Origin of the sequence: Arenimonas sp., from assembly GCF_022842045.1 — a bacterium.
In the GTDB taxonomy this organism is placed as follows: domain Bacteria; phylum Pseudomonadota; class Gammaproteobacteria; order Xanthomonadales; family Xanthomonadaceae; genus Arenimonas.
In genome coordinates, this window is the sequence record NZ_JALHQI010000002.1 from 1 (window position 1) to 23,554 (window position 23,554).

26 protein-coding genes are annotated in these 23,554 nt (G+C 71.0%); 11 read left to right on the forward strand and 15 right to left on the reverse strand.

From position 1 onward, the window contains the following. Positions 1–670, forward strand: a 670-nt coding sequence (locus Q0C12_RS00810) for a hypothetical protein (RefSeq protein WP_290884837.1), incomplete at its 5' end; no start/stop codon positions are given. A 138-nt stretch (positions 671–808) separates the two neighbouring features. Beyond that, positions 809–2,713 (forward strand): 1-deoxy-D-xylulose-5-phosphate synthase, encoded by a 1,905-nt coding sequence (dxs, locus tag Q0C12_RS00815; RefSeq protein WP_290885121.1) that lies wholly within the window; start codon positions 809–811, stop codon positions 2,711–2,713. On the opposite strand, the gene prmC is transcribed toward dxs, so the two are convergent. From prmC to ahpC, 4 genes are all read right to left on the reverse strand, one after another. After that, the gene (gene prmC / locus Q0C12_RS00820) at positions 2,714–3,556 is read right to left on the reverse strand and encodes a peptide chain release factor N(5)-glutamine methyltransferase (RefSeq protein ID WP_290884840.1); all 843 of its coding nucleotides are present in this window, start codon (positions 3,554–3,556) and stop codon (positions 2,714–2,716) included. It lies immediately after the preceding gene. Between the two features lies 1 nt (position 3,557). After that, entirely contained in the window at positions 3,558–4,124 is a 567-nt protein-coding gene (locus Q0C12_RS00825) for a Pycsar system effector family protein (protein WP_290884843.1), read from the reverse strand. A gap of 65 nt (positions 4,125–4,189) precedes the next feature. After that, the gene (ahpF, locus tag Q0C12_RS00830; RefSeq protein WP_290884846.1) at positions 4,190–5,779 is read right to left on the reverse strand and encodes an alkyl hydroperoxide reductase subunit F; all 1,590 of its coding nucleotides are present in this window, start codon (positions 5,777–5,779) and stop codon (positions 4,190–4,192) included. Between the two features lie 127 nt (positions 5,780–5,906). Next, entirely contained in the window at positions 5,907–6,470 is a 564-nt protein-coding gene (gene ahpC / locus Q0C12_RS00835; protein WP_290884849.1) for an alkyl hydroperoxide reductase subunit C, read from the reverse strand. 176 nt (positions 6,471–6,646) lie between these two features. Between ahpC and oxyR the strand changes: the two genes are divergently transcribed. The 5 genes from oxyR to Q0C12_RS00860 all read left to right on the forward strand — a co-directional run bounded on the left by oxyR (position 6,647) and on the right by Q0C12_RS00860 (position 9,836). Next, a complete protein-coding gene (oxyR, locus tag Q0C12_RS00840; protein ID WP_290884852.1) occupies positions 6,647–7,597 on the forward strand; it encodes a DNA-binding transcriptional regulator OxyR in 951 nt (316 codons plus the stop codon). A 95-nt stretch (positions 7,598–7,692) separates the two neighbouring features. Next, positions 7,693–8,115, forward strand: coding sequence for a nucleoside diphosphate kinase regulator (rnk, locus tag Q0C12_RS00845; protein ID WP_290884855.1), 423 nt, complete (start codon positions 7,693–7,695; stop codon positions 8,113–8,115). A 61-nt stretch (positions 8,116–8,176) separates the two neighbouring features. Further along, complete coding sequence (locus tag Q0C12_RS00850) at positions 8,177–8,608, forward strand: rubrerythrin family protein (protein WP_290884857.1); 432 nt, start codon at positions 8,177–8,179, stop codon at positions 8,606–8,608. 8 nt (positions 8,609–8,616) lie between these two features. Continuing rightward, complete coding sequence (locus Q0C12_RS00855; protein ID WP_290884860.1) at positions 8,617–9,198, forward strand: DUF3501 family protein; 582 nt, start codon at positions 8,617–8,619, stop codon at positions 9,196–9,198. After that, positions 9,198–9,836, forward strand: a complete 639-nt coding sequence (locus Q0C12_RS00860; RefSeq protein ID WP_290884863.1) for a hypothetical protein — start codon at positions 9,198–9,200, stop codon at positions 9,834–9,836. The genes Q0C12_RS00855 and Q0C12_RS00860 overlap by 1 nt, the downstream gene beginning before the upstream one ends. A gap of 110 nt (positions 9,837–9,946) precedes the next feature. On the opposite strand, the gene Q0C12_RS00865 is transcribed toward Q0C12_RS00860, so the two are convergent. Then, positions 9,947–10,597 carry a glutathione S-transferase family protein gene (locus Q0C12_RS00865; RefSeq protein WP_290884866.1) on the reverse strand — a complete coding sequence of 217 codons (651 nt, stop codon included), beginning with the start codon at positions 10,595–10,597 and terminating at the stop codon, positions 9,947–9,949. Positions 10,598–10,605: 8 nt separating this feature from the next. Then, positions 10,606–12,786, reverse strand: coding sequence for a diguanylate cyclase (locus Q0C12_RS00870; protein WP_290884869.1), 2,181 nt, complete (start codon positions 12,784–12,786; stop codon positions 10,606–10,608). Between the two features lie 138 nt (positions 12,787–12,924). Here Q0C12_RS00870 and Q0C12_RS00875 point away from each other — a divergent pair, with 138 nt between their 5' ends. From Q0C12_RS00875 to Q0C12_RS00890, 4 genes are read left to right on the forward strand one after another with little or no spacing between them, the layout of a single operon-like run. Continuing rightward, complete coding sequence (locus Q0C12_RS00875) at positions 12,925–14,673, forward strand: glutamine--tRNA ligase/YqeY domain fusion protein (RefSeq protein WP_290884873.1); 1,749 nt, start codon at positions 12,925–12,927, stop codon at positions 14,671–14,673. Between the two features lies 1 nt (position 14,674). Continuing rightward, positions 14,675–15,232, forward strand: a complete 558-nt coding sequence (locus tag Q0C12_RS00880) for a nucleoside deaminase (protein ID WP_290884876.1) — start codon at positions 14,675–14,677, stop codon at positions 15,230–15,232. Then, positions 15,222–16,268, forward strand: a complete 1,047-nt coding sequence (rlmM, locus tag Q0C12_RS00885) for a 23S rRNA (cytidine(2498)-2'-O)-methyltransferase RlmM (protein ID WP_290884879.1) — start codon at positions 15,222–15,224, stop codon at positions 16,266–16,268. The genes Q0C12_RS00880 and rlmM overlap by 11 nt, the downstream gene beginning before the upstream one ends. Continuing rightward, positions 16,258–16,578: a calcium-dependent protein kinase 21 gene (locus tag Q0C12_RS00890; protein ID WP_290884882.1), complete on the forward strand. Its 321-nt coding sequence runs from the start codon at positions 16,258–16,260 to the stop codon at positions 16,576–16,578. The genes rlmM and Q0C12_RS00890 overlap by 11 nt, the downstream gene beginning before the upstream one ends. A 30-nt stretch (positions 16,579–16,608) precedes the next feature. Here Q0C12_RS00890 and Q0C12_RS00895 read toward each other — a convergent pair whose 3' ends face one another. The 9 genes from Q0C12_RS00895 to rsmD all read right to left on the reverse strand — a co-directional run bounded on the left by Q0C12_RS00895 (position 16,609) and on the right by rsmD (position 23,510). Then, positions 16,609–16,998 carry an MAPEG family protein gene (locus Q0C12_RS00895; RefSeq protein ID WP_290884885.1) on the reverse strand — a complete coding sequence of 130 codons (390 nt, stop codon included), beginning with the start codon at positions 16,996–16,998 and terminating at the stop codon, positions 16,609–16,611. A gap of 67 nt (positions 16,999–17,065) precedes the next feature. Continuing rightward, entirely contained in the window at positions 17,066–18,466 is a 1,401-nt protein-coding gene (locus tag Q0C12_RS00900; RefSeq protein WP_290884888.1) for an alkaline phosphatase PhoX, read from the reverse strand. 71 nt (positions 18,467–18,537) lie between these two features. Then, entirely contained in the window at positions 18,538–18,951 is a 414-nt protein-coding gene (locus Q0C12_RS00905; RefSeq protein WP_290884891.1) for a DUF4920 domain-containing protein, read from the reverse strand. A 10-nt stretch (positions 18,952–18,961) separates the two neighbouring features. After that, positions 18,962–19,852 carry an MBL fold metallo-hydrolase gene (locus Q0C12_RS00910; RefSeq protein ID WP_290884893.1) on the reverse strand — a complete coding sequence of 297 codons (891 nt, stop codon included), beginning with the start codon at positions 19,850–19,852 and terminating at the stop codon, positions 18,962–18,964. Positions 19,853–19,862: 10 nt separating this feature from the next. Next, complete coding sequence (gene ggt, locus Q0C12_RS00915; RefSeq protein WP_290884896.1) at positions 19,863–21,560, reverse strand: gamma-glutamyltransferase; 1,698 nt, start codon at positions 21,558–21,560, stop codon at positions 19,863–19,865. Beyond that, positions 21,557–21,814 carry a YfhL family 4Fe-4S dicluster ferredoxin gene (locus tag Q0C12_RS00920; protein WP_290884898.1) on the reverse strand — a complete coding sequence of 86 codons (258 nt, stop codon included), beginning with the start codon at positions 21,812–21,814 and terminating at the stop codon, positions 21,557–21,559. The genes ggt and Q0C12_RS00920 overlap by 4 nt, the downstream gene beginning before the upstream one ends. Positions 21,815–21,860: 46 nt before the next feature. Then, positions 21,861–22,364 carry a hypothetical protein gene (locus Q0C12_RS00925; protein ID WP_290884901.1) on the reverse strand — a complete coding sequence of 168 codons (504 nt, stop codon included), beginning with the start codon at positions 22,362–22,364 and terminating at the stop codon, positions 21,861–21,863. A gap of 25 nt (positions 22,365–22,389) precedes the next feature. Beyond that, the gene (gene coaD, locus Q0C12_RS00930; protein ID WP_290884904.1) at positions 22,390–22,887 is read right to left on the reverse strand and encodes a pantetheine-phosphate adenylyltransferase; all 498 of its coding nucleotides are present in this window, start codon (positions 22,885–22,887) and stop codon (positions 22,390–22,392) included. Beyond that, positions 22,884–23,510: a 16S rRNA (guanine(966)-N(2))-methyltransferase RsmD gene (rsmD, locus tag Q0C12_RS00935; RefSeq protein ID WP_290884907.1), complete on the reverse strand. Its 627-nt coding sequence runs from the start codon at positions 23,508–23,510 to the stop codon at positions 22,884–22,886. Before rsmD ends, coaD begins: the two co-directional genes overlap by 4 nt. Positions 23,511–23,554: the final 44 nt, after the last annotated feature.

Below are 23,554 nucleotides of genomic sequence, written 5' to 3' on the forward strand. Positions count from 1 at the left end.
ACCGGCCGCGACGCCGGCCCCCGCGTCGCCCGCGCCGAAGCCCGCCGCCAGTGAAGCCACCCCGCCCGCCGCACGGGTGACGTCCGAGCAGCCCGCCTTCGTCCCGCCGCCGGCCGATCCGCGCCTCGTGGACTACCTTCGGCCGGGCGCCCTGTCCGGGCCGGTGCGGCTCCAGCTCACGGGTGCGCCGGACCTGGTGCTCGATCCCGGCACCCAGACCTACCTGTCGGGTTCGGCGCTCAAGCCGCTGCTGCCCTACTGCAGCGCCGTGATCCGCGAAGCCGACCTGGTGCCGGTGCCCGCCGCCGACCTGCCGGCGCTGGCCACCGCCCTCGGCGGCAGCCAGCCCTGGTCGCGCCTGGCCTGGCTGTGCGCGCTCAGCGGCGGCAACGGCGCGCTCGCCCCGGGCTTCGGCCCGAACGAGAAGTACAAGCTGCTGCGCTGGCCGCAGACCGAACGCGAGTTCCCCAAGCACTTCCGCATCGCCACGGTGATGATGAAGGGCCCCGCCCTGCTCACCGACATCGCCGAGCAAAGCGGCGTGACGCTGGCCGAGGTCATCGACTACGTCAACGCCTGCCTCGCCACCGGCGTGGCGGAGCCGGAAAGCGGCCCGCCGCCGGCCACCGATGCCGCGAAGGGCGGCCTGCTGGGCCGTTTCCGCCGCTGATGCCCCGGGGCCGGTCGCGAGACCGGCCCTCGCTCTCCATACCCTCGAAAGCCGCCAGCCTGAACGCGGGCCGCGCCTTCGCCTTGCTCCCCCGGGGCGGGTGCCGGACAATTTGCGCCTGACTCCCACGCCCGAGCCCTGATGGACTCCCAGCGCTACCCGCGCCTTTCGAAGATCACGCACCCGGCCGACCTGCGCCAGTTCCCCGAAGCCGAACTGCCCGCGATCGCCGACGAGCTGCGCGCCTACCTGATCGAGACCGTGTCCCAGTCGGGCGGCCATTTCGGCGCCGGCCTCGGCGTGATCGAGCTGACCGTCGCCCTGCACTACCTGTTCGACACGCCGGTGGACCGCCTGGTCTGGGACGTCGGCCACCAGTGCTACCCGCACAAGATCCTCACCGGCCGCCGCGACAGCATCCACACCGTGAAGCAGAAGGACGGCGTGGCACCGTTCCCGCGCCGCGAGGAAAGCGAATACGACACCTTCGGCGTCGGCCACAGCTCCACCTCCGTTTCCGCCGCGCTCGGCATGGCGATCGCGCTGCAGGCCCGCGGCGACGAGCGCAAGGTGGTCGCCGTGATCGGCGACGGTGCGATGACCGCCGGCATGGCCTTCGAGGCGCTCAACCACGGCGGCGGCATGGACCCGGAGCCGAACCTGCTGGTGGTGCTCAACGACAACCGCATGTCGATCTCCGAGAACGTGGGTGGCCTGACCCGCATGCTTGGACGCCTCTCGGGCAGCCGCACGCTGAATGCGATCCGCGAGAGCGGCAAGAAGCTGCTCGGCGACAAGCGCCGCCCGGCCGCGCGCTTCATGCGCCGCTGGGAAGAGCACTGGAAGGGCATGTTCGTGCCCTCGACGCTGTTCGAGGAAATGGGCTTCCACTACACCGGCCCGATCGATGGCCACGACATCCCGGCGATGGTGTCCGCGCTCAAGACGCTCAAGGGCCTCAAGGGGCCGCAGCTGATCCACGTCATCACCACGAAGGGCAAGGGCTACGAACTCGCCGAAGGCGACCAGATCGAATACCACGCGGTCGGCCCCTTCGACCCGACCGTTGGCATCGTCAAGAAGGCGGCGCCGGCCAAGCCCACCTACACCCAGGTGTTCGGCGACTGGCTTTGCGACATGGCCGCGGCGGATGAGTCGCTGATGGGCATCACCCCGGCGATGCGCGAAGGCTCGGGCCTGGTGCGCTTCAGCAAGGAATACCCGGCGCGCTACTTTGACGTCGCCATCGCCGAGCAGCACGCGGTGACGCTGGCCGCGGGCATGGCCTGCGAAGGCGCCAAGCCCGTGGTGGCGATCTATTCCACCTTCCTGCAGCGCGGATACGACCAGCTGGTGCACGACGTGGCGCTGCAGGGCCTGGACGTGCTGTTCGCGATCGATCGCGGCGGCGTGGTCGGACCGGACGGCGCCACCCATGCCGGCAGCTTCGACCTCAGCTTCCTGCGCTGCATCCCCAACATGGTCTTGATGGCACCGGCGGACGAGAACGAGTGCCGGCAGATGCTCAGCACCGGCTACCGCCACCCCGGCCCGGCCGCGGTGCGCTACCCGCGCGGCACCGGCCCGGGCGTGGCCGTTCAGCCCACGCTCGATGGGCTGCCGATCGGCAAGGCCGAACTGCGCCAGCGCGGCGGCCGCATCGCGCTGCTCGCCTTCGGCGCGCTGGTCGCCCCGGCCGAGAAAGTCGGCAAGGAACTGGGCCTCACCGTCGCCAACATGCGCTTCGTCAAGCCGCTCGACCGCACCCTGGTGCTCGAACTCGCGCGCAGCCACGAAGCCATCGTGACGCTCGAGGACAACGCCATCATGGGCGGCGCCGGCAGCGGCGTGGCCGAGCTGCTGGCCAACGAGGGCATCACTTTGCCCGTTCTGCACCTGGGCCTGCCGGACCGCTACCAGGAGCACGCCAGCCGCGAACAGCTGCTGGCCGAGGCCGGCCTGGACGCCGAGGGCATCCGCGCCACGCTGCTCGCGCGCTGGCCCGCCCTCGCCGCGGCGGCGCCGCGGGTACAGGCCGGCTGATCAACCGGCGTCGCGCGGCCTGCGGCCGAGCGTGACGCGGTCGCGGTGCTCGAGGTCGCGCTCGGTCGCCACCTGCTCCAGCCCCGCCGCACGGAACAAGGCGCGCACGGCCGCGCCCTGTTCGAACCCGTGTTCGACCAGCAGCCACCCGCCCGGCGCCAGGTGCGCGGGCGTGCCGGCGCAGATCGCGCGGATGGCGTCCAGGCCGTCGGCACCCGAGGCCAGCGCGGCGCGCGGCTCGAAGCGCAGGTCGCCCTGCTGCAGGTGCGGGTCGTCGTCGGCGATGTAGGGCGGGTTGCTCAGCACCAGGTCGAACTGCTCGCGCGGCACGGCGGCGAACCAGTCGCCCGGCAGCAGGCGCACCGGCAGCCCGGCATCGCGCGCATTGCCCGCGGCCACGGCCAGCGCGTCGGCGCTGGCATCGGTGGCGGTGACGTCGGCCAGCGGGCGCTCGCTGGCGATGGCCAGCGCGATCGCGCCGGTGCCGGTGCCCAGGTCGAGCACGCGCATCGGCTCCGAGCGCGGCATCCGGTCCAGGGCCAGCTCGACCAGCAGCTCGGTTTCCGGGCGCGGGATCAGGGTGTCGGCGGTGACGGTGAGTTCGAGCGACCAGAAGCCGCGCTGGCCGGTGATCTGCGCCACCGGTTCGCCGTGCAGGCGGCGTTTCACCAGCGCCTCGAACGCCTCCGCATCGGCCGCATCCAGCACGTCGCTGGCGTGCGCGTAGAACCAACTGCGCGGGCGCTGCATCGCGTGCGCCAGCAGCAGCTCGGCTTCGAGCCGCGCGGCGTCGCCGGGCAGTCGCGACGCGGCGTCGCGGATGGCGTTGGCGAGCGTCGTCACCTCAGCCCGCCAGCAGGCTGGCGACCTGGACCACGCAGGCCAGCAGGAACCCGGCGAGGAAGAAAATGTAGGAAAGCCGCAAGTACCGATACTTGTGGTGCGCCAGGTACCAACCCAGCGCGTAGGTATCGCGCGCCATGGTCTCGTACACCGAGCCGTCCGACTTCAGCGCGCCGGCGATCTCGGCCAGGAAGCGCTCGCGCGGCAGCTCGGCGAAGTGGCCGAAGAACAGCAGGTTGAACTGCGGCGGGATCTTGTCGTCCACCAGCCTCAGCGGCCGGTACTTGGGCAGCACCGCCAGCACGGCCAGCAGCAGCGCCAGCAGGGTGAAGGCGGCCAGCGTCAACGAGGCGGTGCGCAGCACCGGATCGCTCAGGCGACCCAGCACCAGCGTGAGCACGATCGAGGACATGGTGATGATGATGTTGGCCTTGGTGTCGGCCATGGCCGACAGCTGCACGTGGTGCATCTGCATCGTGCGCAGCAGGGTGTCGCCGGTGTTGCGCTCGGGCACGGCCGCGAACAGCTTCTCGACCTCGGCTGGCGTGGGTGTTTGGGCGGGGGGCATGGGCGCGATCCTCTCGGGACCGCGCCATCATAGCGCCGGCCACGGGGCCGGCACGAATGCGGGGCTCAGGCCGCGGCGGACAGCGTGCCGCCGACGGCCTTCAGCGGCGCGCGGATCAGGTGGTCGAAGGCGCCGAGCGCGGCGGTGGAGCCGGCGCCCATCGCGACCACGATCTGCTTGTACGGCACCGTGGTGGCATCGCCGGCCGCGAACACGCCGGGCATCGAGGTCTGGCCGCGCTCGTCGATGACGATCTCGCCGCGGGCGCTGAGTTCGACCGTGCCCTTGAGCCACTCGGTGTTCGGCAGCAGGCCGATCTGCACGAAGATGCCCTCGAGCTCGAGGCGGTGCTCGCTGCCCAGCAGGCGGTCGCGCCAGGCCAGGCCGTTGACCTTGCCGCCGTCGCCCAGCACCTCGGTGGTCTGCGCGTTCACCAGCACGGTGACGTTGGCCAGGCTGCGCAGCTTGCGCTGCAGCACCTCGTCGGCGCGCAGCTTCGAGTCGAACTCGACCAGGGTGACGTGGGCCACGATGCCGGCCAGGTCGATCGCCGCCTCGACGCCGGAGTTGCCGCCGCCGATCACCGCAACGCGCTTGCCCTTGAACAGCGGGCCGTCGCAGTGCGGGCAGTAGGCCACGCCCTTGTTCCGGTACTGGTCCTCGCCGGGCACGCCCATCTGGCGCCAGCGGGCGCCGGTACCCAGCACCACGGTGCGCGACCTGAGCACGGCGCCGCTAGCGAGCTCGACGCGGATCAAGCCGTCGTCGCCCGCAGGCAGCAGCTTCGCCGCGCGCTGCCCGTTCATCACGTCGACGTCGTTGGCGCGCACGTTCTGCTCCAGCGCGGCGGCGAGCTTCGGGCCCTCGGTCTCGGCGACCGAGATCAGGTTCTCGATGCCCATCGTGTCCAGCACCTGGCCGCCGAAGCGCTCGGCCGCGACGCCAGTGCGGATGCCCTTGCGCGCGGCGTAGATGGCCGCGGCGGCGCCGGCAGGGCCGCCACCGACCACCAGGACGTCGAACGGCGCCTTCTCGTCGAGAATGCGCGCCTCGCGGGCGGCGGCGCCGGTGTCGAGCTTGCCGACGATCTCGGCCAGGCCCATGCGGCCGGCGCCGAACACCTCGCCGTTGAGGTAGACCGAGGGCACGGCCATCACCTGGCGCGCCTCGACCTCGTCCTGGAACAGCGAGCCGTCGATCGCGACGTGGGTGATGCCCGGGTTCAGCACCGCCATCAGGTTGAGCGCCTGCACCACGTCGGGGCAGTTCTGGCAGGACTGCGAGAAATAGCTCTCGAAACGGTACTCGCCCTCGAGCGCGGCGATCTGCGCCAGCAGGTCCTGCGATTCGCGCGAGGGATGGCCGCCGACCTGCAGCAGGGCCAGCACCAGCGACGTGAACTCATGGCCCATCGGGATGCCGGCGAAGCGCACCGCGGTGTTGGTGCCGGTGCGCGCGATCTCGAACGACGGACGGCGGGCGTCGTCGTCGGTGCGCGCAAAGCGGATCTTGTCGGAAAGCGAAGCAATTTCCTCGAGCAGCGCCTGCAGCTCGCGCGAAGCGTCGCCGTCGTCGAGCGAGGCGCGCAGTTCGATCGGCAGCTGCAGCTTCTCGAGGTAGGCGGAAAGCTGCGTCTTCAGGGTGGCGTCGAGCATGGCATGACTCCGGGAAGTGGGGGCTTTCGCGCGCCGCCAGGCCGCGCCGGGCAGTGCGCGAAAGCAACCTCGGGGGAAACGGCCCCCGGGATCTCCCGGGGGCCGCGGAACAACGCGTCGGCTTCGCTCAGATCTTGCCGACCAGGTCCAGCGACGGGGCGAGCGTCTTCTGGCCTTCCTTCCACTTCGCCGGGCAGACCTGGCCGGGGTTGGCGGCGATGAACTGCGCGGCCTTGAGCTTGCGCAGGGTCTCGGTGACGTCGCGGGCGATGGCGTTGTCGTGGACCTCGGCGGTCTTGATCACGCCCTCCGGGTTGATGATGAAGGTGCCGCGCAGGGCCAGGCCCTCCTCCTCGATGTGCACGTCGAAGGCGCGGGTGAGCTGGTGGGTCGGGTCGCCGACCAGCGGGAACTTCGCCTTGCCCACGGCCGGCGAGGTCTCGTGCCAGACCTTGTGCGAGAAATGGGTGTCGGTGGTGACGATGTAGACCTCGGCGCCCGAGGCCTGGAACTCGCCGTAGTTCTCGGCCGCGTCCTCGACCTCGGTCGGGCAGTTGAAGGTGAAGGCGGCCGGCATGAAGATCAGCACGGACCACTTGCCCTTCAGGCTGGCCTGGGTCACTTCGACGAACTTGCCGTTGTGGAAGGCCTGGGCCTTGAACGGCTTCACTTCGGTATTGATCAGGGACATGGGGGTTCCTTGGTTTGGGAGACTGAATCGAAACTTGCGTGAATGGTAGACAAAACCTATCAATGTGCAAACTAGATTGATTCTATCGCTTTGATAGCCATAGTCTATTTGCGGCTCGACAAACCGATTTCCAAGGCGCATTACTGGCCCAGCATCCATAGGCAGCGGCAATCCCGATGAACCTTCGCGACCTGCGGTACCTGGTAGCCCTGGCGGAACTGCGGCATTTCGGGCGCGCGGCCGATGCCTGCCACGTCAGCCAGCCCACCCTGTCCACCCAGATCAAGAAGCTCGAGGACGAGCTGGGCGTGTCCCTGGTCGAACGCGCCCCCCGCCACGTGATGCTGACGCCGGCCGGGCACGACATCGCCGCCCGCGCCCGCCGCGTGCTGGCGGAAGTCGAGCAGATGCGCGAAACCGCGCGCCGCACCAGCGACCCGGAAGCCGGCAGCGTGCGCATCGGCTTCTTCCCCACGCTCGGGCCCTACCTGCTGCCGCACGTGGTGCCGCGCATCCGCGCTCGCTTCCCGCGCCTGGAGCTGCTGCTGGTCGAGGAAAAGACCGAAGTCGTGCTGCACCTGCTGCGCGACGGCAAGCTTGACGCCGCCGTGCTGGCGCTGCCGCTGCACGACGACTGGCTGGAGACCGAGTTCCTGTTCGAAGAGCCCTTCATGCTGGCGGTACCGGAGGGCCACCCGCTCGCCGGCCAGCGCAACCTGCGCCTGGCCGAACTCAGCGACCAGCACCTGTTGCTGCTCGAGGAGGGCCACTGCCTGCGCGACCAGGCGCTGGCCGTATGCAGCCTGGCAGGCGCCGGCGAGAAGGAAGGCTTCCGCGCCACCAGCCTCGAGACCCTGCGCCAGATGGTCGCCGCCGGCGTCGGCGTGACGCTGCTGCCGATGCTCGCGGTGAAGCCGCCGGTGTCCCCGTCGGAAAACATCCGCCTGCTCGAATTCGGCAATCCGCCGCCGACCCGCCGGCTCGCGCTGGCATGGCGCAAGAGTTCGGCGATGGGCGGCTTCCTGCACCAGCTGGCCGACGTGTTGCGCGACCTGCCGCCAGGCCTGCTCGACCCACCGAAGCAAACCAGCGCCGCCGCGCGCGGCAAGCGCCGCGCCGGGGCTTGAACCCCACCGCCGCGCGGGCTACGGTAGCTCCACAATTCGTGAATCCCCGGGCGGTGCGCCAAGCGCGCCGCCCGTTTCCTTTTTTGGAGGACACCATGCAACCGCAGCCCATCCTGCCCCCGATCACGCTCGGAAGCCGTGACCTTGCCCGCCTCGAGCAGCTGTTGGATTCGCCGGCCCTGCGCCGCCTGCCCGCGGCGCAGTCGCTGGGCGCCGAACTCGAGCGCGCCAAGGTGCTGCCGGCCGAGCAGGTGCCGGGCGACGTGGTGACCATGAACGCCAGCGTCACCTGCGTGGACGAAGTCAGCGGCGAACGCCACCACTTCACCCTGGTCTACCCGCAGGACGCCGACGTGACCACCGGCCGCGTTTCGGTGCTGGCACCGGTGGGCAGCGCCCTGCTCGGGCTGTCGGTGGGCCAGGTGATCGACTGGCAGGCGCCGGGTGGCCGGGCGCTGCGGTTGCGGGTGACCGAAGTGGCTGCCGCGCCGGAATCGGCCAGCGTCTTGCATCGCTGACCCGGCACGGCAATAGTCGGGGCCTCCGGGCCCCGCCGCGGCCCCGCGAACAGGTGACACGATGACGCCCAAGGGTTCCCGCACCGAGGAAAACCTCAAGCTGGCCTTCACCCGCGAGGCCGAGGCCAACCGCCGATACCTCTACTTCGCGCAGAAGGCCGACGTCGAAGGGTTCACCGACGTGGCGTCGGTGTTCCGCTCCACCGCCGAGGGCGAGACCGGCCACGCCCACGGCCACCTCGAATACCTCGAGTCCTGCAGCGACCCCGCCACCGGCCTGCCCTTCGGCGGCACGCTCGACAACCTGCGCTCTGCGATCGCGGGCGAAACCCACGAATACGCCGACATGTACCCGGGCATGGCCCGTACCGCGCGCGAGGAGGGCTTCGACGAGATCGCCGACTGGTTCGAGACCCTGGCCAAGGCCGAACGCTCGCACGCCAACCGCTTCCAGAAAGCGCTCGACGAGCTGGCGGCGCAGGCCACGCCCTGAGCCTCCCGATGCAGAAGCTCACGCGCGCCGGCCTGCTGTCGCCCGAGGCGTATGCGGCGGTGCGCCCGGGGCTGCGCGCACGCCTGGCCGCGCACAAGCAGCGGCGCCGCGTCGCACTGGGCGAGCACGCCACGCTGCTGTTCGAAGACCGGCTGACGGTGCTCTACCAGGTGCAGGAGATGCTGCGGGTCGAACGGCTGTCCGACGCCGGCGACATCGACGCGGAGCTCGCCGCCTACAACCCGCTGGTGCCCGACGGCGGCAACCTCAAGGCGACGCTGATGTTCGCCTTCGCCGATACCGTTGCGCGCCGGGAGGCGCTGGGCGCGCTGGGCGGCGTCGAGCACCGCGTCTACGCCCGGGTCGGCGCGCGGGCGCCGGTGTTCGCGGTCGCCGACGAGGACCTGCCGCGCAGCGACGGCGGCAAGACCTCGGCCGTGCACTTCTTGCGCTTCGAGTTCACGCCGGCCGCGATCGCCGCGATCCGGGCCGGCGATGCCCTCGCCTTCGGCATCGCCGACGACCGCCTGCCGGTCGAAACCACGCTGGACGCGATCACGCGCGAAGCCCTGGCCGAGGATTTCGACTGATGCCGCGCTGGCTCTGGATCCTGCTCGCCTCGTCGCTGGCGGCGCTGCTGTGGGCCACCACGCGCGACGATTACGCGCCACCGGCCATGCGCGAAGGCGCCGCGGTGCGCTGCGTGCCGCCGGAGGGCAACGTGGACATCCGCGTGCCGCTGCAGACGCCCGCCTCGCCGGCGATGCCGCCGTTCAGGCTGGCCGACCACGAGGTCACCCCGCTCGCCGGCTTCGCGATCGAAGCCAGGGTGCTGGCCCGCGAGGATTATCGCTTCGACCGCAACGCCGCCATCTCGCCCACCGACCTGGCGCTCGGCTGGGGCCGGATGGCGCGCGAGGAGTTCTACGAGCCGCTGCGGATCTCGCAGTCGGGACGCTGGTACTTCTACCGCTGGGGCAGCGAAGGCCCGCCGCTGCCGCTGGACGAGATCATCGCCAGCAGCGCCAACATGCACATGATCCCCGCGGATGCCGGCGTCGCCGAAGCGCTGTCGCGGGTGCGGCCGGGCCAGACCGTGCGGCTGCGCGGCTGGCTGGTGGAAGTGCGCGGCGCCGATGGCTGGACCTGGCGCAGCTCGCTCAGCCGCGAGGACAGCGGCAATGGCGGCTGCGAAGTGGTTTACGTGTGCGCTCTGGCGTCGTACTGACTCAGTAGCGCAGCGTGGCCACCCGCAGCGGGCTGATGTCCTTGAAGCGGATGCCCGGCTTGGGGAAATCGGCGATCTCCCGGACCAGCGACGCGAACGGCGCCACCGGCTCAGGCCTCGTCCGCGCCCACGCGTTCGGTCTCGGCCAGGCCCGCGGCTTCCCACTCGCGCATCGCCGGCAGCGCGAAGACGGCGTCCATGAACGCGCGCGCGGTGTCGTCCACCTCGACGCCGTAGCCGCGGAAGCGGACGCAGACCGGCGCGAACATCGCATCGACGATGCCGAACCGACCGCACAGGAACGGCCCGCCCGCGCCGAACCGGCTGCGCAGCTCGCGCCACAGCCCCTGCACGCGGGCGATGTCGCGATCGGCGTCGGCGTCCCAGTGCTTGCCGCGCGGCTGGCGGCGCAGGTTCATCGGCAGCTGGGCGCGCAGCGCGCCGAAGCCCGAATGCATTTCCGCCGCGGCGCTGCGCGCGACGGCCCGCGCCGCGACCCCGGCCGGCCAGCCTTCGCCGGCCAGCCAGCGCTCGTTGGCGTATTCGCAGATCGCCAGCGAATCCCAGACCGCCAGGTCGCCGTCGTGCAGCACCGGCACCCGCCGGGTGGGCGACCAGCGCCCGACCTGGTCGCGGAACTCGGGCGTATCCAGCGGCAGCCGCACCTCGTCGAAGGACACGCCGGCGTGGCGCAGCAGCAGCCAGGGCCGCAGCGACCAGGACGAGTAGTTCTTGTTGCCGATCACGAGCGTGGTGGACATCGATGGCCTCAGCTGAAGATCTGGTTGCCGCCGTTCTTGTTGGCGATCTGGGCGGCGCGGGCCGCGCGCTCGACGATGCCGGCGGGGTCGCGCTCGTCGGGACCGGCCTGGGCGACGCCGACGCTGACGCTGAGGCTGGGTGCGATGCGTGGGTCGATGCGCACCCGGCTGATGGCGGCCCGCAGGCGCTCGGCGTACTCGCGCGCCTGCAGCAGGCGGCGGCCGGGCGCCAGCACCAGGAAACCCTCGGGGCCGGAGCGACCGATCACGTCGCCGTATTCGATCTCTTCCAGCAGCAGCTCGGCCACCGGGCGCAGGCCGGCGGTAGCGCCCGCTTCGCCGCTGCCTTCGCGCAGCGCCGCGGCCTGGTCGAGCTGGATGCAGAGCAGGCTCAGCGGCACCTGCGTCAGGCGCGCGGTTTCCATGTGCTTGTCCAGGCGCTGGCGCAGGGCCTCGACCCGGAGCACGCCGGTGGCGGGGTCGGTATCGGCCGACTTTTGCGCCTTCACGGCGCCGGCGGCCTCTTCGCCGGCCATGATCGCCATCGCCGCGAACTCCGCGCACAGCGCCAGTTCGGCGTCGCTGTAGGTGACGTCGGCCTGGCGCTCGATCAGCAGCGCGCCCCAGCCGGGTTTCGGAATCGGGAGCGGGATCACCGCCAGCTGCACCTGTTCGAGCGGACCGGCCGGCCCGTCGAAATCGATGCCCAGCTGCTGCGGCGCGCGCAGGCGGCTGAGGTTCTTGAGCAGGGTCGTGCGCTGGGCCAGCAGCTCGCGGTAGCGGCCCTCGGCCTCGGGCGGCTCGACCTGGATCATGTCCTCGCCGTGGAAGTGCATCGCCACCACCGCCGCCGACGTCTGGGTCAGCACCGGCTTGAGGCCATCGAGCAGGCGCCGGAACGCGATCCACTTCAGGTCGCCGTCGGCCGCCGACTTCAGGCCGGCCTGCAGGCTTTCCACCAGGCGTTCGCGGGCCTGCTGGATTTTCTCGGCGGCCGTCGGCTCCGGCACCTCGGCCCGCTTTCGCATCGACCAGCGCTTCAGCCCGGCGCGTATCCAGGGCAAGGCCAGGTAGAGCGCGACGGTGACGGCCAGCATGGGCTGCCAGCCGTAGAGGTTGAACAAGGTGGGCGGCAGCACCTGGGCATCCGCCAGCACGCGCAGCACCACCGCGACCGCCGCGGCCAGCAGCGTCAGCAGCGGTGCCCAACGGTAGCTGCGCGAATCGAGCAGCAGCATCAGCAGGCAGGCCGCCAGCGCCACGCCGCTGCCGATCCAGGCCAGCCACTGCGTCATCAGCGGCGTCAGCACCCCGCCCAGCATGGCCCAGAGCGCCAGCAGCACCAGGCTCCAACCGAGTCCGCGCGCCCAGGGCACCAGGCCGGGCGCGGCCTTGGCCAGGCCACTGTAGTAGCGCGTCGCCAGCACCATCGGACCCGCGCAAAGCAGCAGCAGGCCCTGCGGCACCGTCGCGCCGCGATCCGCCAGCAGCGACAGCTCCGGCAGCGAGTACAGGTGGCCGTTGATGCCCAGGCAGGCCAGCCAGATGCCCAGCGCCGCGCCGCCGACCGCCGGCGCGCCGGACCGGCTGTCTTCCACGTGGCGCACCAGCGAAAGCACCGCCACCAGCAGCAGCAGGCCGTAGGTGAGGCGGAAGAAGCGGCGCGCCTCGTCTTCGGCGGCGCGGGCGGTGGCGGGGTCCTGCAGGCGCAGGTGCAGGCCGCCATTCACCTTGCCCTGCAGGTGCAGGTAGAACTCGCTCTTGCCGGCCAGCTCGGCGGGAAGCGGCAGCAGGAAGTTGGCCGGCCAGGGATTGTCCTCCCCGGCGGGCCGGAAGAAGCTGTCCTCGGCCACCACCCGGGCGTCCGGCAGCAGCTTGAGCTGCAGGCGGTCCAGTGGCGCGCGGACGATGGCGAGCTGCCAGTTGGGGCCGCCGTCCCCGGGAAGTTCGGTGCGGATGCGGACCCAGATGTCGCGGCCTGGCCGGGCCTGGAACGAGAACCCGGGCGTGAGCACCGGCGTGAAGCCCGGCTGGGCCCGACCGGTGAGGATGTCGTCGAGGGTGGTGCCGACCGGCGTTTCCATCACGGCCAGGTCAAGCGCAGGCGCCGGGCCGGCGGCACGCACGGGCGCCGCCGACAGCGACAGGGCCATCAGGCTCGCGATCAGGAACGCCGGCAGATAACGCAAGCTGGAACTCCCCATGTGGTCATGCCGCCCCCCGGCCCGCCCGATTCTATACTCGGCCCGGCCCCCGCGTTCAGCCCGGGAACGCCGGGGCGCCCGAGCCGGTAAACTGGGCGACCCCAGCCAGCCCTCCCCGGACGCATGACCGCCACGCCTGCCCCCACCGACGCCAACGCGCCGGAAAAGAACGACTTCATCCGCCAGATCATCCGCGAGGACCTGGCCTCGGGTAAGCATGCCGCCGTCCGCACCCGCTTCCCGCCCGAGCCCAACGGCTACCTCCACATCGGCCACGCCAAGTCGATCTGCCTGAACTTCGGCATCGGCCGCGAGTTCGGCGGACCGGTGAACCTGCGCTTCGACGACACCAACCCGGCCAAGGAAGACCCCGAGTACGTCGAGGCCATCAAGGAAGACGTGCGCTGGCTGGGCTTCGAGTGGGCCGAGCTGCGCCACGCCTCCGACTACTTCGAGGTGTTCTACCGCAGCGCGCTCAAGCTGATCGAGGACGGCAAGGCCTACGTCTGCGACCTCGATGCCGAGCAGGTGCGCGCCTACCGCGGCACGCTGACCGAGCCGGGCCGCAATTCGCCCTTCCGCGAGCGCAGCGTCGCCGACAACCTCGACCTGTTCACGCGCATGCGCGCCGGCGAGTTCCCCGACGGCGCGCGCACCCTGCGCGCCAAGATCGACATGGCCAGCGGAAACATCAACCTGCGCGACCCGGCGATCTACCGCATCAAGCACGTCGAGCACCAGAACACCGGCAACGCCTGGCCGATCTACCCGATGTACGACTACGCGCACTGCCTGAGCGACGCGCTGGAAGGCATCACGCACTCGCTGTGCACGCTCGAGTTCGAAGACCACCGCCCGCTGTACGACTGGTGCGTGGACCACGTCGACCTGGTGCGCAACCCGCACCTGTACCAGCCGCTGGTGGACGCCGGCTTCGACGTGCCGGCCGCCAAGCCGCGCCAGATCGAGTTCTCTCGCCTGAACATCAACTTCACCGTGATGAGCAAGCGCAAGCTGCTGGCGCTGGTGAACGAAGGCCTGGTCTCGGGCTGGGACGATCCGCGCATGCCGACCCTGCAGGGCCTGCGCCGCCGCGGCTGCCCGCCGGCCGCGCTGCGCCTGCTGGCCGACCGCGTGGGCATCAGCAAGCAGAACTCGCTGATCGACTTCTCGGTGCTCGAGGGCTGCATCCGCGAGGTGATGGACGCCGCGGCGCCGCGCCGCATGGCCGTGATCGACCCGGTGAAGCTGGTGATCACCAACCTGCCGGCAGCGCACGCCGAATCGCTGCGCTTCTCCAACCATCCCAAGGACCCGGCCTTCGGCGAGCGCGACGTGCCGTTCTCGCGCGAAGTGTGGATCGAGCGCGAGGACTTCATGGAGGTCCCGCCCAAGGGCTTCCACCGCCTGGTGCCCGGCGGCGAAGTGCGCCTGCGCGGCGTCGGCATCGTCCGCTGCGACGAAGTGGTGAAGGACGGCGACGCCGTGGTCGAACTGCGCTGCACACTGGACCCGGAATCGCGCGCCGGCATGGAAGGCGCCAACCGCAAGGTCAAGGGCACCATCCACTGGGTCGCCGCCGCCACCGCCGTCGCCGCCGAGGTGCGCCTGTACGACCGCCTGTTCAGCGTGCCCGACCCGGACAAGGACGAGGCCGGCAAGACCTACCGCGATTACCTGAATCCCGAGTCGGTGCGCGTCGTGCGCGGCTGGCTCGAGCCGTCCGCCGCGGCGCTGGCGCCCGAGGCGCCGGTGCAGTTCGAGCGCCTGGGCTTCTTCACCGCCGACCGCCGCGACCACGCGCCGGGCGCCCCCGTGTTCAACCGCACCGTCACCCTGCGCGACACCTGGGCCACGAAGGGCGGCGGCTGACATGCTGTACGCCCAGCTGCACCTCACCCTGCCGGCCTGGATCCACGAGGAAGTGGACACCCAGCGCCGCTACCCCGACGCCGACAGCCGCATCGCGCTCGCGATCCAGCTCTCGCGCCGCAACGTCGACCACCGCAGCGGCGGCCCCTTCGGCGCCGCGGTGTTCAACGAGGAGGGCCGGCTGGTCGGCGTCGGCGTGAACCGGGTGGTGCCGCACAACTGCTCGGCCGCGCACGCCGAAGTGATGGCGCTTGCCACCAGCCAGCAGCGCATGCAGAGCTTCCGCCTGAACCAGGCCGGCGGCCGCATCACCCTGGCCACCTCGGCCCAGCCCTGCAGCATGTGCTATGGCGCGCTGGTATGGGCCGGCATCGACGAACTGCTCATCGGGGCGCGGGCCGACGACGTGCAAACGCTCGCCGGCTTCGACGAAGGCCCGCTGCCGGCCGACTGGAAGGGCGAGCTGGAGAAGCGCGGCATCGCCGTGCACACCGACCTGATGCGCGACCACGCGCGCGACGTGCTGCGCGACTACGGGGAATCCGGACTTGTCTACTGACGGCCTGCTGGCCTACTGCCGCCCGGGCTTCGAGCCCGAGCTCGCCGCCGAACTCAGCGAACGCGCCGCGATCGCCGGCTTCCCGGGCTATGCCCGCACCGAGCGCAACGCCGGCTACGTGGAGTTCCTGGGCGTCGAGGACGGCGCTGGATTGGCCAAGGCACTGCCCTGGTCGACGCTGATCTTCGCCCGCCAGAAGCTGCGGCTCCTGGCCGACCTGCCCGGCATGGACCCGAAGGACCGCATCGCGCCGATCATGGAGGCGCTCGGTGGCCGCGGCCGGCACGGCGACGTCTGGGTAGAGCATCCCGACTCCGACGAGGGCAAGCAGCTCGCCGGCCTCGCCCGCGCGCTCGGCAATGCGCTGCGCCCTGCGCTTCGCCAGCGCGGCCTGATCACCGAGAAGGAAGACCGGCGCCTGCCGCGCCTGCACGTGCTGATGCTCGCCGGCGACCACGCGATGCTCGGCAGCGCCGACCCGAAGGACGCCTCGCCCTGGCCGCTGGGCGTGCCGCGCCTGCGCGCGCACGCCGATGCGCCCAGCCGCTCGGCGCTCAAGCTCGAGGAAGCGCTGATGATGCTGCTGACCGACAAGGAGCGCGCCGAGTTCATCAAGCCCGGCATGTTCGCCGCCGACCTTGGCGCGGCCCCCGGCGGCTGGAGCTGGGTGCTGGCGCGCCAGCACGTGCGGGTGTTCTCGGTCGACAACGGTCCGATGGCGCAGAGTGCGCTGGACATGCCGGTGATCGAGCACATCCGCGCCGACGGCTTCCGCTGGCAGCCGCCCAAGCCGCTGGACTGGATGGTCTGCGACATGGTCGAGTCGCCGCGCAAGGTGGCCGACCGCATGGCCACCTGGTTCCGCGAAGGCTGGTGCAAGCACGCCATCTTCAACCTCAAGCTGCCGATGAAGAAGCGATGGGACGAAACCCGCGACTGCCTGCAGCACTTCGTCGACCACGCCGGCCGCCCGCTGACGCTGCGCGCGAAGCAGCTCTACCACGACCGCGAGGAGATCACGGTGTATGCGGGCTAGCCTCGCCCTGCTTGCGCTGCTGCTGGCCGCGCCTGTCGCAGCCGCCGACGACTATTTTTCGCAGGTCGACACCGACGGCGATGGCCGGGTTTCGCTGCCCGAGTTCCTGGAACGAATGAGTTTCGCGTTCCGGCAGATGGACACGAACCTCAACGACATCCTCGAACCCGGCGAGCAGCACATCCCGGACGCGCCCACGATCACGCTCGCCGAGCACCACGAGCGCTTCACGGCACAGTTCCACCGCCAGGACGCCGACGGCGACGGCCACCTCTCCCCCGCCGAACTCCTCGCCCCACCCCGCCGCTGAACGCCACGTGCGCCTTGCGCACGCCGGGGGTCAGGGAAGTTGGGTGATGAAGCCGGCGATGGCGAAGAGGGCCATCGCGATCATCAGCAGCAGCGTGAGCAGCGTGCCGAGGAAGCGGCCGGGACTGACGCCCCCGCTGCGGCTCAGGCCCCACGCGTGCAGGATGCGCGAGACCAGCAGCGTCGCGCCGAAGCCATGGATGACCGCGTCCGAGTAGCCGTTCAGCTCCATGCCGCCGAGCAGGATCAAGGCCAGCGGCAGGTACTCGACGGCATTGGCGTGCACGCGCACCCGCCGGTTGAGTTCGCCGTGGCCACCGTCGCCCAGCCCGACCCGATGCTTGACCCGATAGGCCATCACCCGGCCGGCGAGGAAGAGGACAAGCAGGGTGCAAAGCGCGGCATACAGCAGGGTGATCATCGGCGGTCCATCCCGTGGGCGTGGCCGCCATGATCCGCCGGGTCGCTGGCGGATCGCAATGCCGCGGTCAGATCAGGCCGTTTCGCCAAGGGCCGGTGATCGCCACGGTGAAGCCGGGCGCGTAGACGTTCGCAAACAGCCAGCGGCCATCGGGAGAGAAACAGGCACCGGCCCACTCGGCGTCGCGGAAGTCGCCGGCGAATCCCATCTGGCCCTCCAGGCGGACGTGGTTGCGGCAGAATTCGAACAGGCCGCCGTCGCGGGTCAGCCCGTAGAGGCGCTGCACCGGCTGGTCGGAGTCCTCGCAGATCACCAGGCCGCCGCGCGGGCTCAGCACCACGTTGTCGGGGTAGTCGAGTTCGAGTGGATCCGGTGACTCGTAGGCCAGCTCCAGCACCTCGGCACCGGGGTGGTAGGCCCAGACCTGGCCGCAGGCAGCGTCGCCGCCATTGGTGGCGGTGAAGTAAACGCGGCCATCGCCGACGATCACGCCCTCGAGCCGCGTGAAGCGCGAGCCGCCGGCCGCAAGGCCCTGGCGCAGCACGCCCAGGCCCTCGCCGTAGGTATCGGCGCCCGCCAGCGGATCCGGGATGTCCACCCACTGCACGCGCAGCCGCTCGCCCACGCGGCGGCCGCTGCGCAGGTCGGGCGCGCCGACCGCGCGCAGCATCTGCAGGCGCCCGCCGCGCACCGGCTGGCCGGGCACCTTCGGGATCATCCGGTAGAAGCCGGCCTCGGGATCGGTGTCCTCGGTGAGGTAGAAGATGCCGGTCGCGGGATCCACCGACACCGCCTCGTGCTTGAACTGGCCCATCGCCAGCAGCGGCTCGGCGCGCGAGACGCCGTCGGCCGGCACTTCGAACACGAAGCCGTGGTCGCGCGCGAGCACGTGGTCGGCATTGGACAGCGTGACCGGCCCGGCCGCGCTGACGAACTCCTCGCAGCTCAGCCAGGTGCCCCAGGGCGTGGTGCCGCCGCCGCAGTTGTTGACGGTGCCGCCCAGCGAGGGCCGCGACTCGAGCAGCTTGCCGCTGGCGGTGTCGAAGCGAAGGGTCGCGGTGCCGCCACTGCAGCGCGCGTCGTAGGTCGCGCCGGCCGGCGCGAAGCTGCCCCACGCGGCCTTCACCTCGTGGTTGCGCACCAGCGTCACCACGCCGCCCTCGGCGCGCACCACGCCCATGCCGTCGTGCGAATCGGGCGTGCGCTCGCCATCGGACATCGGCTCGTTGGCCCAGCCGAAGGTGGTGTAGCTGAAGCCCGCCGGCAGCTGCAGCAGCGGCAGCCCGGTATTGAGGTCGCGCACCGGCCGCAGCGGGCCGTAGCCGGCATGGGCGGCGCCCGGCGCACCGGCCTGCGCCAGCAGTTGCCCGATCGGGCTCAGCCCCAGCGCGACCGCGCCAAGGCCCAGGCCGCCGGCCTTGAGCAGGCGGCGGCGCGACAGCAGCGAATCATCCTTGAGGGAATCCATGCGAAAGAGGCCCTTGCAACCAGGCCGTCATTGCACCAGCGCCAGGTATCAGCGATGTGACAGCACTGGCTTCAGTCGAGGATCTCGATCGCGGTGGCGACGATGCGCAGCTCGCGCTCGGCCGGCGGCGCGGCGCCGTCCTCCTCGACCAGGTGGCGGGCGTGCTCTTCGCTGATCGGCTCGATCTGCAGCTGGCCATAGGCGACCGCGCGGCCGCTGGCGCCCTTGGGCACCTCGAAGCCGTGGTCCTTGGCCATCACGCGGGCGCTGCTGCCGGCGTCCTCGAGCACGACCCAGCAGCCCTTCTTCTGGCAGACCTGGGTGATGCGGCCGCTGAACTTGGCGGGCGCATCGGCATGAACGGCCGGATCGGCGGCGGCGGCCGAGATCGCCACCGGCTCGCCGGCGGGCATGGGCTCGCCGTAGTTGGCGGCCATCGCGGCCGGGGCGGCGCACAGCATCAACAGGCCAAGCAGCTTCTTCATCGTGGTGTCCTCAGGCGGCAAGTGGACGCGCCGACAACTCGGCGACTTCGTGGGTGGTGCCGAAACGGCCCTTCTCGTCCTTCGTGACCTGCGCCAGCGCGCACTCGTGGTCGTGGGTGAAGTAGAGATGCACGTTGCGGGCGAGCTTGTCCTCGAGGAAGGCGCGCTTCTCGTCGATGACCATCTCGGGGAAGCGGTCGTAGCCCATCGTGATCGGCACGTGCACCCAGTGCCGGCCCGGGATCAGGTCGGCGCAGAACACCAGGCCGCCGTGCGGGCGGCCGCTGGCATCGGGCGCGCCGACGATCTCGGCCAGCAGCAGGCCCGGCGTGTGGCCCTGGCTGGCATGGAAGCGCACGCTGTCGCCCAGCGCGCGGCAGTGCGGCCCGTCGACAAGCTCCAGCCGGCCGCTGGCCTCGAGCAGCGGCGCGAGCTCGGGGATGAAGCTGGCGCGATCGCGCGAATGCGGGTCCACCGCGCGCTGCCAGTGTTCGGCACCGACCACGAAGGTGGCGTTGGGGAACAGCAGCGACGGCGCCTCGCCTTCCTTCCATGGCGCCAGCAGGCCGCCGGCGTGGTCGAAGTGAAGGTGGCTGAGCACCACCACGTCGATGTCCTGGTGCGAAAAGCCGGCCTTGGCCAGCGACTCGAGCAGCACGTGCTGCGGCTCGACCACGCCGTAGCGCTCGCGCATCTTCGGCTCGAAGAAGGCGCCGATGCCGGTCTCGAACAGCACGGTCTTGCCGTTGAGCGGGCTGGCCAGCAGCGCGCGGCAGGCCAGCGGGATCCGGTTCTGTTCGTCCGGCTGCACCCACTTGGCCCACATCGCCCGCGGCGCATTGCCGAACATCGCGCCGCCGTCGAGGCGCTGCGAATTGCCCATGATCGACCAAAGCTTCATGGCCTTGCTCCTAGCGGTAAATGGCGGACTCGTCGGACGACGTGCCCTTGCCCACGCCCTTCCAGCGCGGGTCGGTGCCGGCTTCGACTTCGCCGGTGTCGCGCCGCCACAGCACCACCTGCATGTTGCCCCAGCTGCGGTCGCCGACCTGCACCGCGTGGCCACGCGCCTTCAGCGCCTCGATCTCGGCCGCGGTGAACGCTTCCGGCTCGGCCGAGAGCTGGTCGGGCAGGTACTGGTGGTGGAAGCGGGGCGCATCGGCCGTGGCCTGCGCGCCCTCGCCGTCCAGCAGTTCGAACAGGCCCAGCAGCACCATGGTGACGATGCGGCTGCCGCCCGGCGTGCCCAGCACCGCGACGCGGTCCTGGCCAATCAGGAAGGTCGGCGTCATCGACGACAGCGGGCGCTTGCCGGGCGCGATCGCGTTGGCGTCCTCGCCGACCAGGCCAAAGGCATTGGGCACGCCCGGCTTCACCGAGAAGTCGTCCATCTCGTTGTTGAGCAGGAAGCCGGTGCCGGGCACCACCACCGCGTTGCCGTAAGGCAGGTTCACGGTCTGGGTGACGGCGGCAAGGTTGCCTTCCGCGTCAATGACCGAGAAATGCGTGGTGTCGGGACGCGCGGGCGAGAGCGTGACGCCCGGCAGCATGTCGCTGGGCGTGGCGCGGTCGGGGTTGATGCCGGCGCGCAGGCCCGCGGCGTAGTCCTTGCCCGTCAGCAGCGGCACCGGCACCGGCACGAAGTCCGGGTCGCCGAGGTAGATGGCGCGGTCGCGGTAGGCGCGTCGCATCGCCTCCACCACCAGGTGGGTGCGCGGCACCTTGCCCATCGCGGGGTAGTCGTAGCCGTCGAGGATGTTGAAGATGGTCGCCAGCGCCACGCCGCCCGAGGACGGCGGCGGCGCGGTGACGATCTCGACGCCGCGGTGGCGGATGCGGATCGGCTCGCGCTCGACCACGCGGTATTCCTCGAGGTCGCGCGCGGTCCAGATGCCGCCGGCCTTGCGCACGCCCGCCACCAGGCGGCGGCCGTTGGCGCCGCGGTAGAAGCCGTCGGCGCCTTCGCGCGCGATCGCCTCCAGCGTGCGCGCGTAGTCCTCGTTGCGCATCAGCGTGCCCTGCGCGGGCACCTGGCCATCGCGCAGGAACAGCCTGGCCGCACCGGCGTTCGCGGCCAGCGCGTCGCGGCGGTAGCCCATCATCGCGGCGTTCTTGGGACCGAACTTCCAGCCCTCGCGCGCGAGGCGGATGGCCGGCGCCAGGGACTCGGACAGCGGCAGCTTGCCGTAGCGCTTCGCCAGGTGCTCGAGACCGGCAGGCAGGCCGGGGATGCCCGCGGCCAGTGCGCCGTCCACCGACAGCCGGCGGTTGGCGTTGCCTTCGGCGTCCAGGAACATGTCGCGGGTGGCGGCGAACGGTGCACGCTCGCGCGCATCCACGAACACGTCGCGCTGGTCCCGGGCCACGTGCAGCAGCATGAAGCCGCCGCCGCCCAGGCCCGAGCTTTCCGGCTCGACCAGTCCCAGCGTGGCGCTGACCGCCACCGCGGCGTCGAAGGCATTGCCGCCTTTCGCCAGCACTTCCATGCCGGCGTCGGTGGCGTAGGCGTTGGCGCTGGCGATGGCGGCCTGGCGCGGCTTGGCGGCGGGCGCATCCGCCAGCGCCAGCAGCGGCAGGAACAGCAGGCCAAGGACGAGGGCTCGGTTCACGCGGCGGACTCCTGCTGCAGGTTCAGCAATTTGGCGAGCAGTTGCTCGTGGGTTTCGGGATGGGCCGGGTCGGGGTCGATGCACTCGACCGGGCAAACGACGACGCACTGGGGCTCGTCGTGGTGGCCGACGCACTCGGTGCAGCGGCGCGGGTCGATCACGTAGATCGTTTCACCTTGGCTGATCGCATCGTTCGGGCAGGCCGGCGCGCAGACGTCGCAATTGATGCAAAGCTGGTTGATCAGCAGGGACATTGGCAGTCACGCGCGCCCCGGCCGGAGCCGGGACGCGCGTCGTTTCTCACTTGGCTTCGACGAAGACGTAGGTCGCGCCCGAGGCCTCGACCACCGGCTTCACGCGCTCGCTGTCGGCCGGGGTACCGATGAACAGCACGATCGAGCCCTTCAGCGCAGTCGGCTCGGCGCCGGTGAACGCGGTGACGATCAGGTCGGCCATCTTGGCGCTGTCGGGCGAACCGAAGGCCAGCATGTTGCCCGGCAGCACGGTGCGCAGCACGACGGCGCTGACGTTCTCGAGCTGGCGCGCGTACTGGGTGCGGCCGTCGGCATCGCCCTCGGTCAGCGTGTCGCTGTTGGCCGGCAGGTAGTACGGGAAGATGCGGTCGGTGACGCCGGCCTGGTTCTGGGCCACGACCTTGCCCAGGTATTCCTTCCAGGCCATGTCGTCGCCGTCGGCCGGGGCGACCAGCGCGGCCGGGGCCGGCGCGGCCTCTTCTTCCTTCTGGCAGCCGGCGAGCAGGGTGAGCGAGAGCAGCAGGGCAAGCGGAGCAAGGATGCGGTTCATGGTGTTGCCTCTCTTGTAATGGGTATCAGGGACGCTTCCAACGGGCCGACAGGGCCTTGGCCACGGCCGGGTGCACGAACCCGGACACGTCGCCGCCCAGGCGCGCGACTTCACGCACCAGGCTGGAGGAGATGAAGCTGTGTTGCTCGGCCGGCGTCAGGAACAGGGTCTCGACGTCGGGGATGAGGTGGCGGTTCATGCTGGCGAGCTGGAACTCGTACTCAAAGTCCGAGACCGCGCGCAGCCCGCGCAGCAGCACCCCGGCGCCGATCTCGTGCACGAAGTGGGCCAGCAGCGAGTTGAAGCCGGCGACCTCGACGTTGCCGAACTCGGCCAGGGCCAGGCGCGCCAGCTCCACGCGCTCGGCCAGCGGCAGGGCCGGACCCTTGCCGGGGCTTTCGGCCACGCCGACGATGACCCGGTCGAACAGCGACGAGGCCCGGGCGACCAGGTCGATGTGGCCGTTGGTGATCGGGTCGAAGGTGCCGGGGTAGAGCGCGACACGGTTTCGGGCCAGGGTCATTCCGGGGTTTCGCCCTGCTCAGTGGAGTCGCCGGCAAGTGTAGCAGCGGATGATTCGCCCCGGCCGTCCCCGGCCTGGAACAGCGCGAAGCGTACCTCGCGGGTCTGGCCCTCCCGGTGCAGGCGCCAGCCTTCGGGCACCGAAGGCGACGTTTTCGCCGGGCTTTCGACGTAGATCCAGGCACCGGGCGCCAGCCAGGGGCCGAGCCGGGCCAGGGCCGCGTCCCAGAGGCCGGCATCGAAGGGCGGGTCCAGGAAGACGAGGTCGAAGGCCTCGCCGGGCGCGCGCTGCAGCCAGGCCAGGGCATCGGCGACCTCGACCCGGGCGGAAGCGACCTTCAGGCGGGAGGCGTTCGCGCGCAGGGCCTCAGCCAGGGCCGGGTCGCGCTCGATCATCAGCACGCCCGCGGCCCCGCGCGAGGCGGCCTCGAAGCCCAGGGCCCCGGTGCCCGCGAACAGATCCAGCACCCGGGCGCCGGGCGTGCCAGCCTGCAGCCAGTTGAAAAGGGTCTCGCGCACGCGGTCGCTGGTCGGGCGCAGGCCCGGGCGGTCGGGCACCGCGAGCTTCGAGCCGCGCAGGTGGCCGGCGATGATGCGGACGGATCCGGGCGGGCGCGGGTTCATCGGGGAGCGAGGGGGCCGGGTGGTAACATCCGCGCATTGTCCGC

What these genes read in the sequence shown, in the direction of transcription:
- rnk (WP_290884855.1), top strand. Translation starts at nt 7,693, where the DNA reads ATGCAACCGCAGCCCATCCTGCCCCCGATCACGCTCGGAAGCCGTGAC.
- ahpF (WP_290884846.1), bottom strand. Translation starts at nt 5,779, where the DNA reads ATGCTCGACGCCACCCTGAAGACGCAGCTTTCCGCCTACCTCGAGAAG.
- Q0C12_RS00895 (WP_290884885.1), bottom strand. Translation starts at nt 16,998, where the DNA reads ATGATCACCCTGCTGTATGCCGCGCTTTGCACCCTGCTTGTCCTCTTC.
- coaD (WP_290884904.1), bottom strand. Translation starts at nt 22,887, where the DNA reads ATGACCCTGGCCCGAAACCGTGTCGCGCTCTACCCCGGCACCTTCGAC.
- rsmD (WP_290884907.1), bottom strand. Translation starts at nt 23,510, where the DNA reads ATGAACCCGCGCCCGCCCGGATCCGTCCGCATCATCGCCGGCCACCTG.
- Q0C12_RS00825 (WP_290884843.1), bottom strand. Translation starts at nt 4,124, where the DNA reads ATGCCCCCCGCCCAAACACCCACGCCAGCCGAGGTCGAGAAGCTGTTC.
- Q0C12_RS00900 (WP_290884888.1), bottom strand. Translation starts at nt 18,466, where the DNA reads ATGGATTCCCTCAAGGATGATTCGCTGCTGTCGCGCCGCCGCCTGCTC.
- Q0C12_RS00855 (WP_290884860.1), top strand. Translation starts at nt 8,617, where the DNA reads ATGCAGAAGCTCACGCGCGCCGGCCTGCTGTCGCCCGAGGCGTATGCG.
- Q0C12_RS00865 (WP_290884866.1), bottom strand. Translation starts at nt 10,597, where the DNA reads ATGTCCACCACGCTCGTGATCGGCAACAAGAACTACTCGTCCTGGTCG.
- Q0C12_RS00905 (WP_290884891.1), bottom strand. Translation starts at nt 18,951, where the DNA reads ATGAAGAAGCTGCTTGGCCTGTTGATGCTGTGCGCCGCCCCGGCCGCG.
- Q0C12_RS00890 (WP_290884882.1), top strand. Translation starts at nt 16,258, where the DNA reads ATGCGGGCTAGCCTCGCCCTGCTTGCGCTGCTGCTGGCCGCGCCTGTC.
- Q0C12_RS00875 (WP_290884873.1), top strand. Translation starts at nt 12,925, where the DNA reads ATGACCGCCACGCCTGCCCCCACCGACGCCAACGCGCCGGAAAAGAAC.
- Q0C12_RS00920 (WP_290884898.1), bottom strand. Translation starts at nt 21,814, where the DNA reads ATGTCCCTGCTGATCAACCAGCTTTGCATCAATTGCGACGTCTGCGCG.
- Q0C12_RS00860 (WP_290884863.1), top strand. Translation starts at nt 9,198, where the DNA reads ATGCCGCGCTGGCTCTGGATCCTGCTCGCCTCGTCGCTGGCGGCGCTG.
- oxyR (WP_290884852.1), top strand. Translation starts at nt 6,647, where the DNA reads ATGAACCTTCGCGACCTGCGGTACCTGGTAGCCCTGGCGGAACTGCGG.
- ahpC (WP_290884849.1), bottom strand. Translation starts at nt 6,470, where the DNA reads ATGTCCCTGATCAATACCGAAGTGAAGCCGTTCAAGGCCCAGGCCTTC.
- Q0C12_RS00850 (WP_290884857.1), top strand. Translation starts at nt 8,177, where the DNA reads ATGACGCCCAAGGGTTCCCGCACCGAGGAAAACCTCAAGCTGGCCTTC.
- Q0C12_RS00925 (WP_290884901.1), bottom strand. Translation starts at nt 22,364, where the DNA reads ATGAACCGCATCCTTGCTCCGCTTGCCCTGCTGCTCTCGCTCACCCTG.
- Q0C12_RS00880 (WP_290884876.1), top strand. Translation starts at nt 14,675, where the DNA reads ATGCTGTACGCCCAGCTGCACCTCACCCTGCCGGCCTGGATCCACGAG.
- Q0C12_RS00910 (WP_290884893.1), bottom strand. Translation starts at nt 19,852, where the DNA reads ATGAAGCTTTGGTCGATCATGGGCAATTCGCAGCGCCTCGACGGCGGC.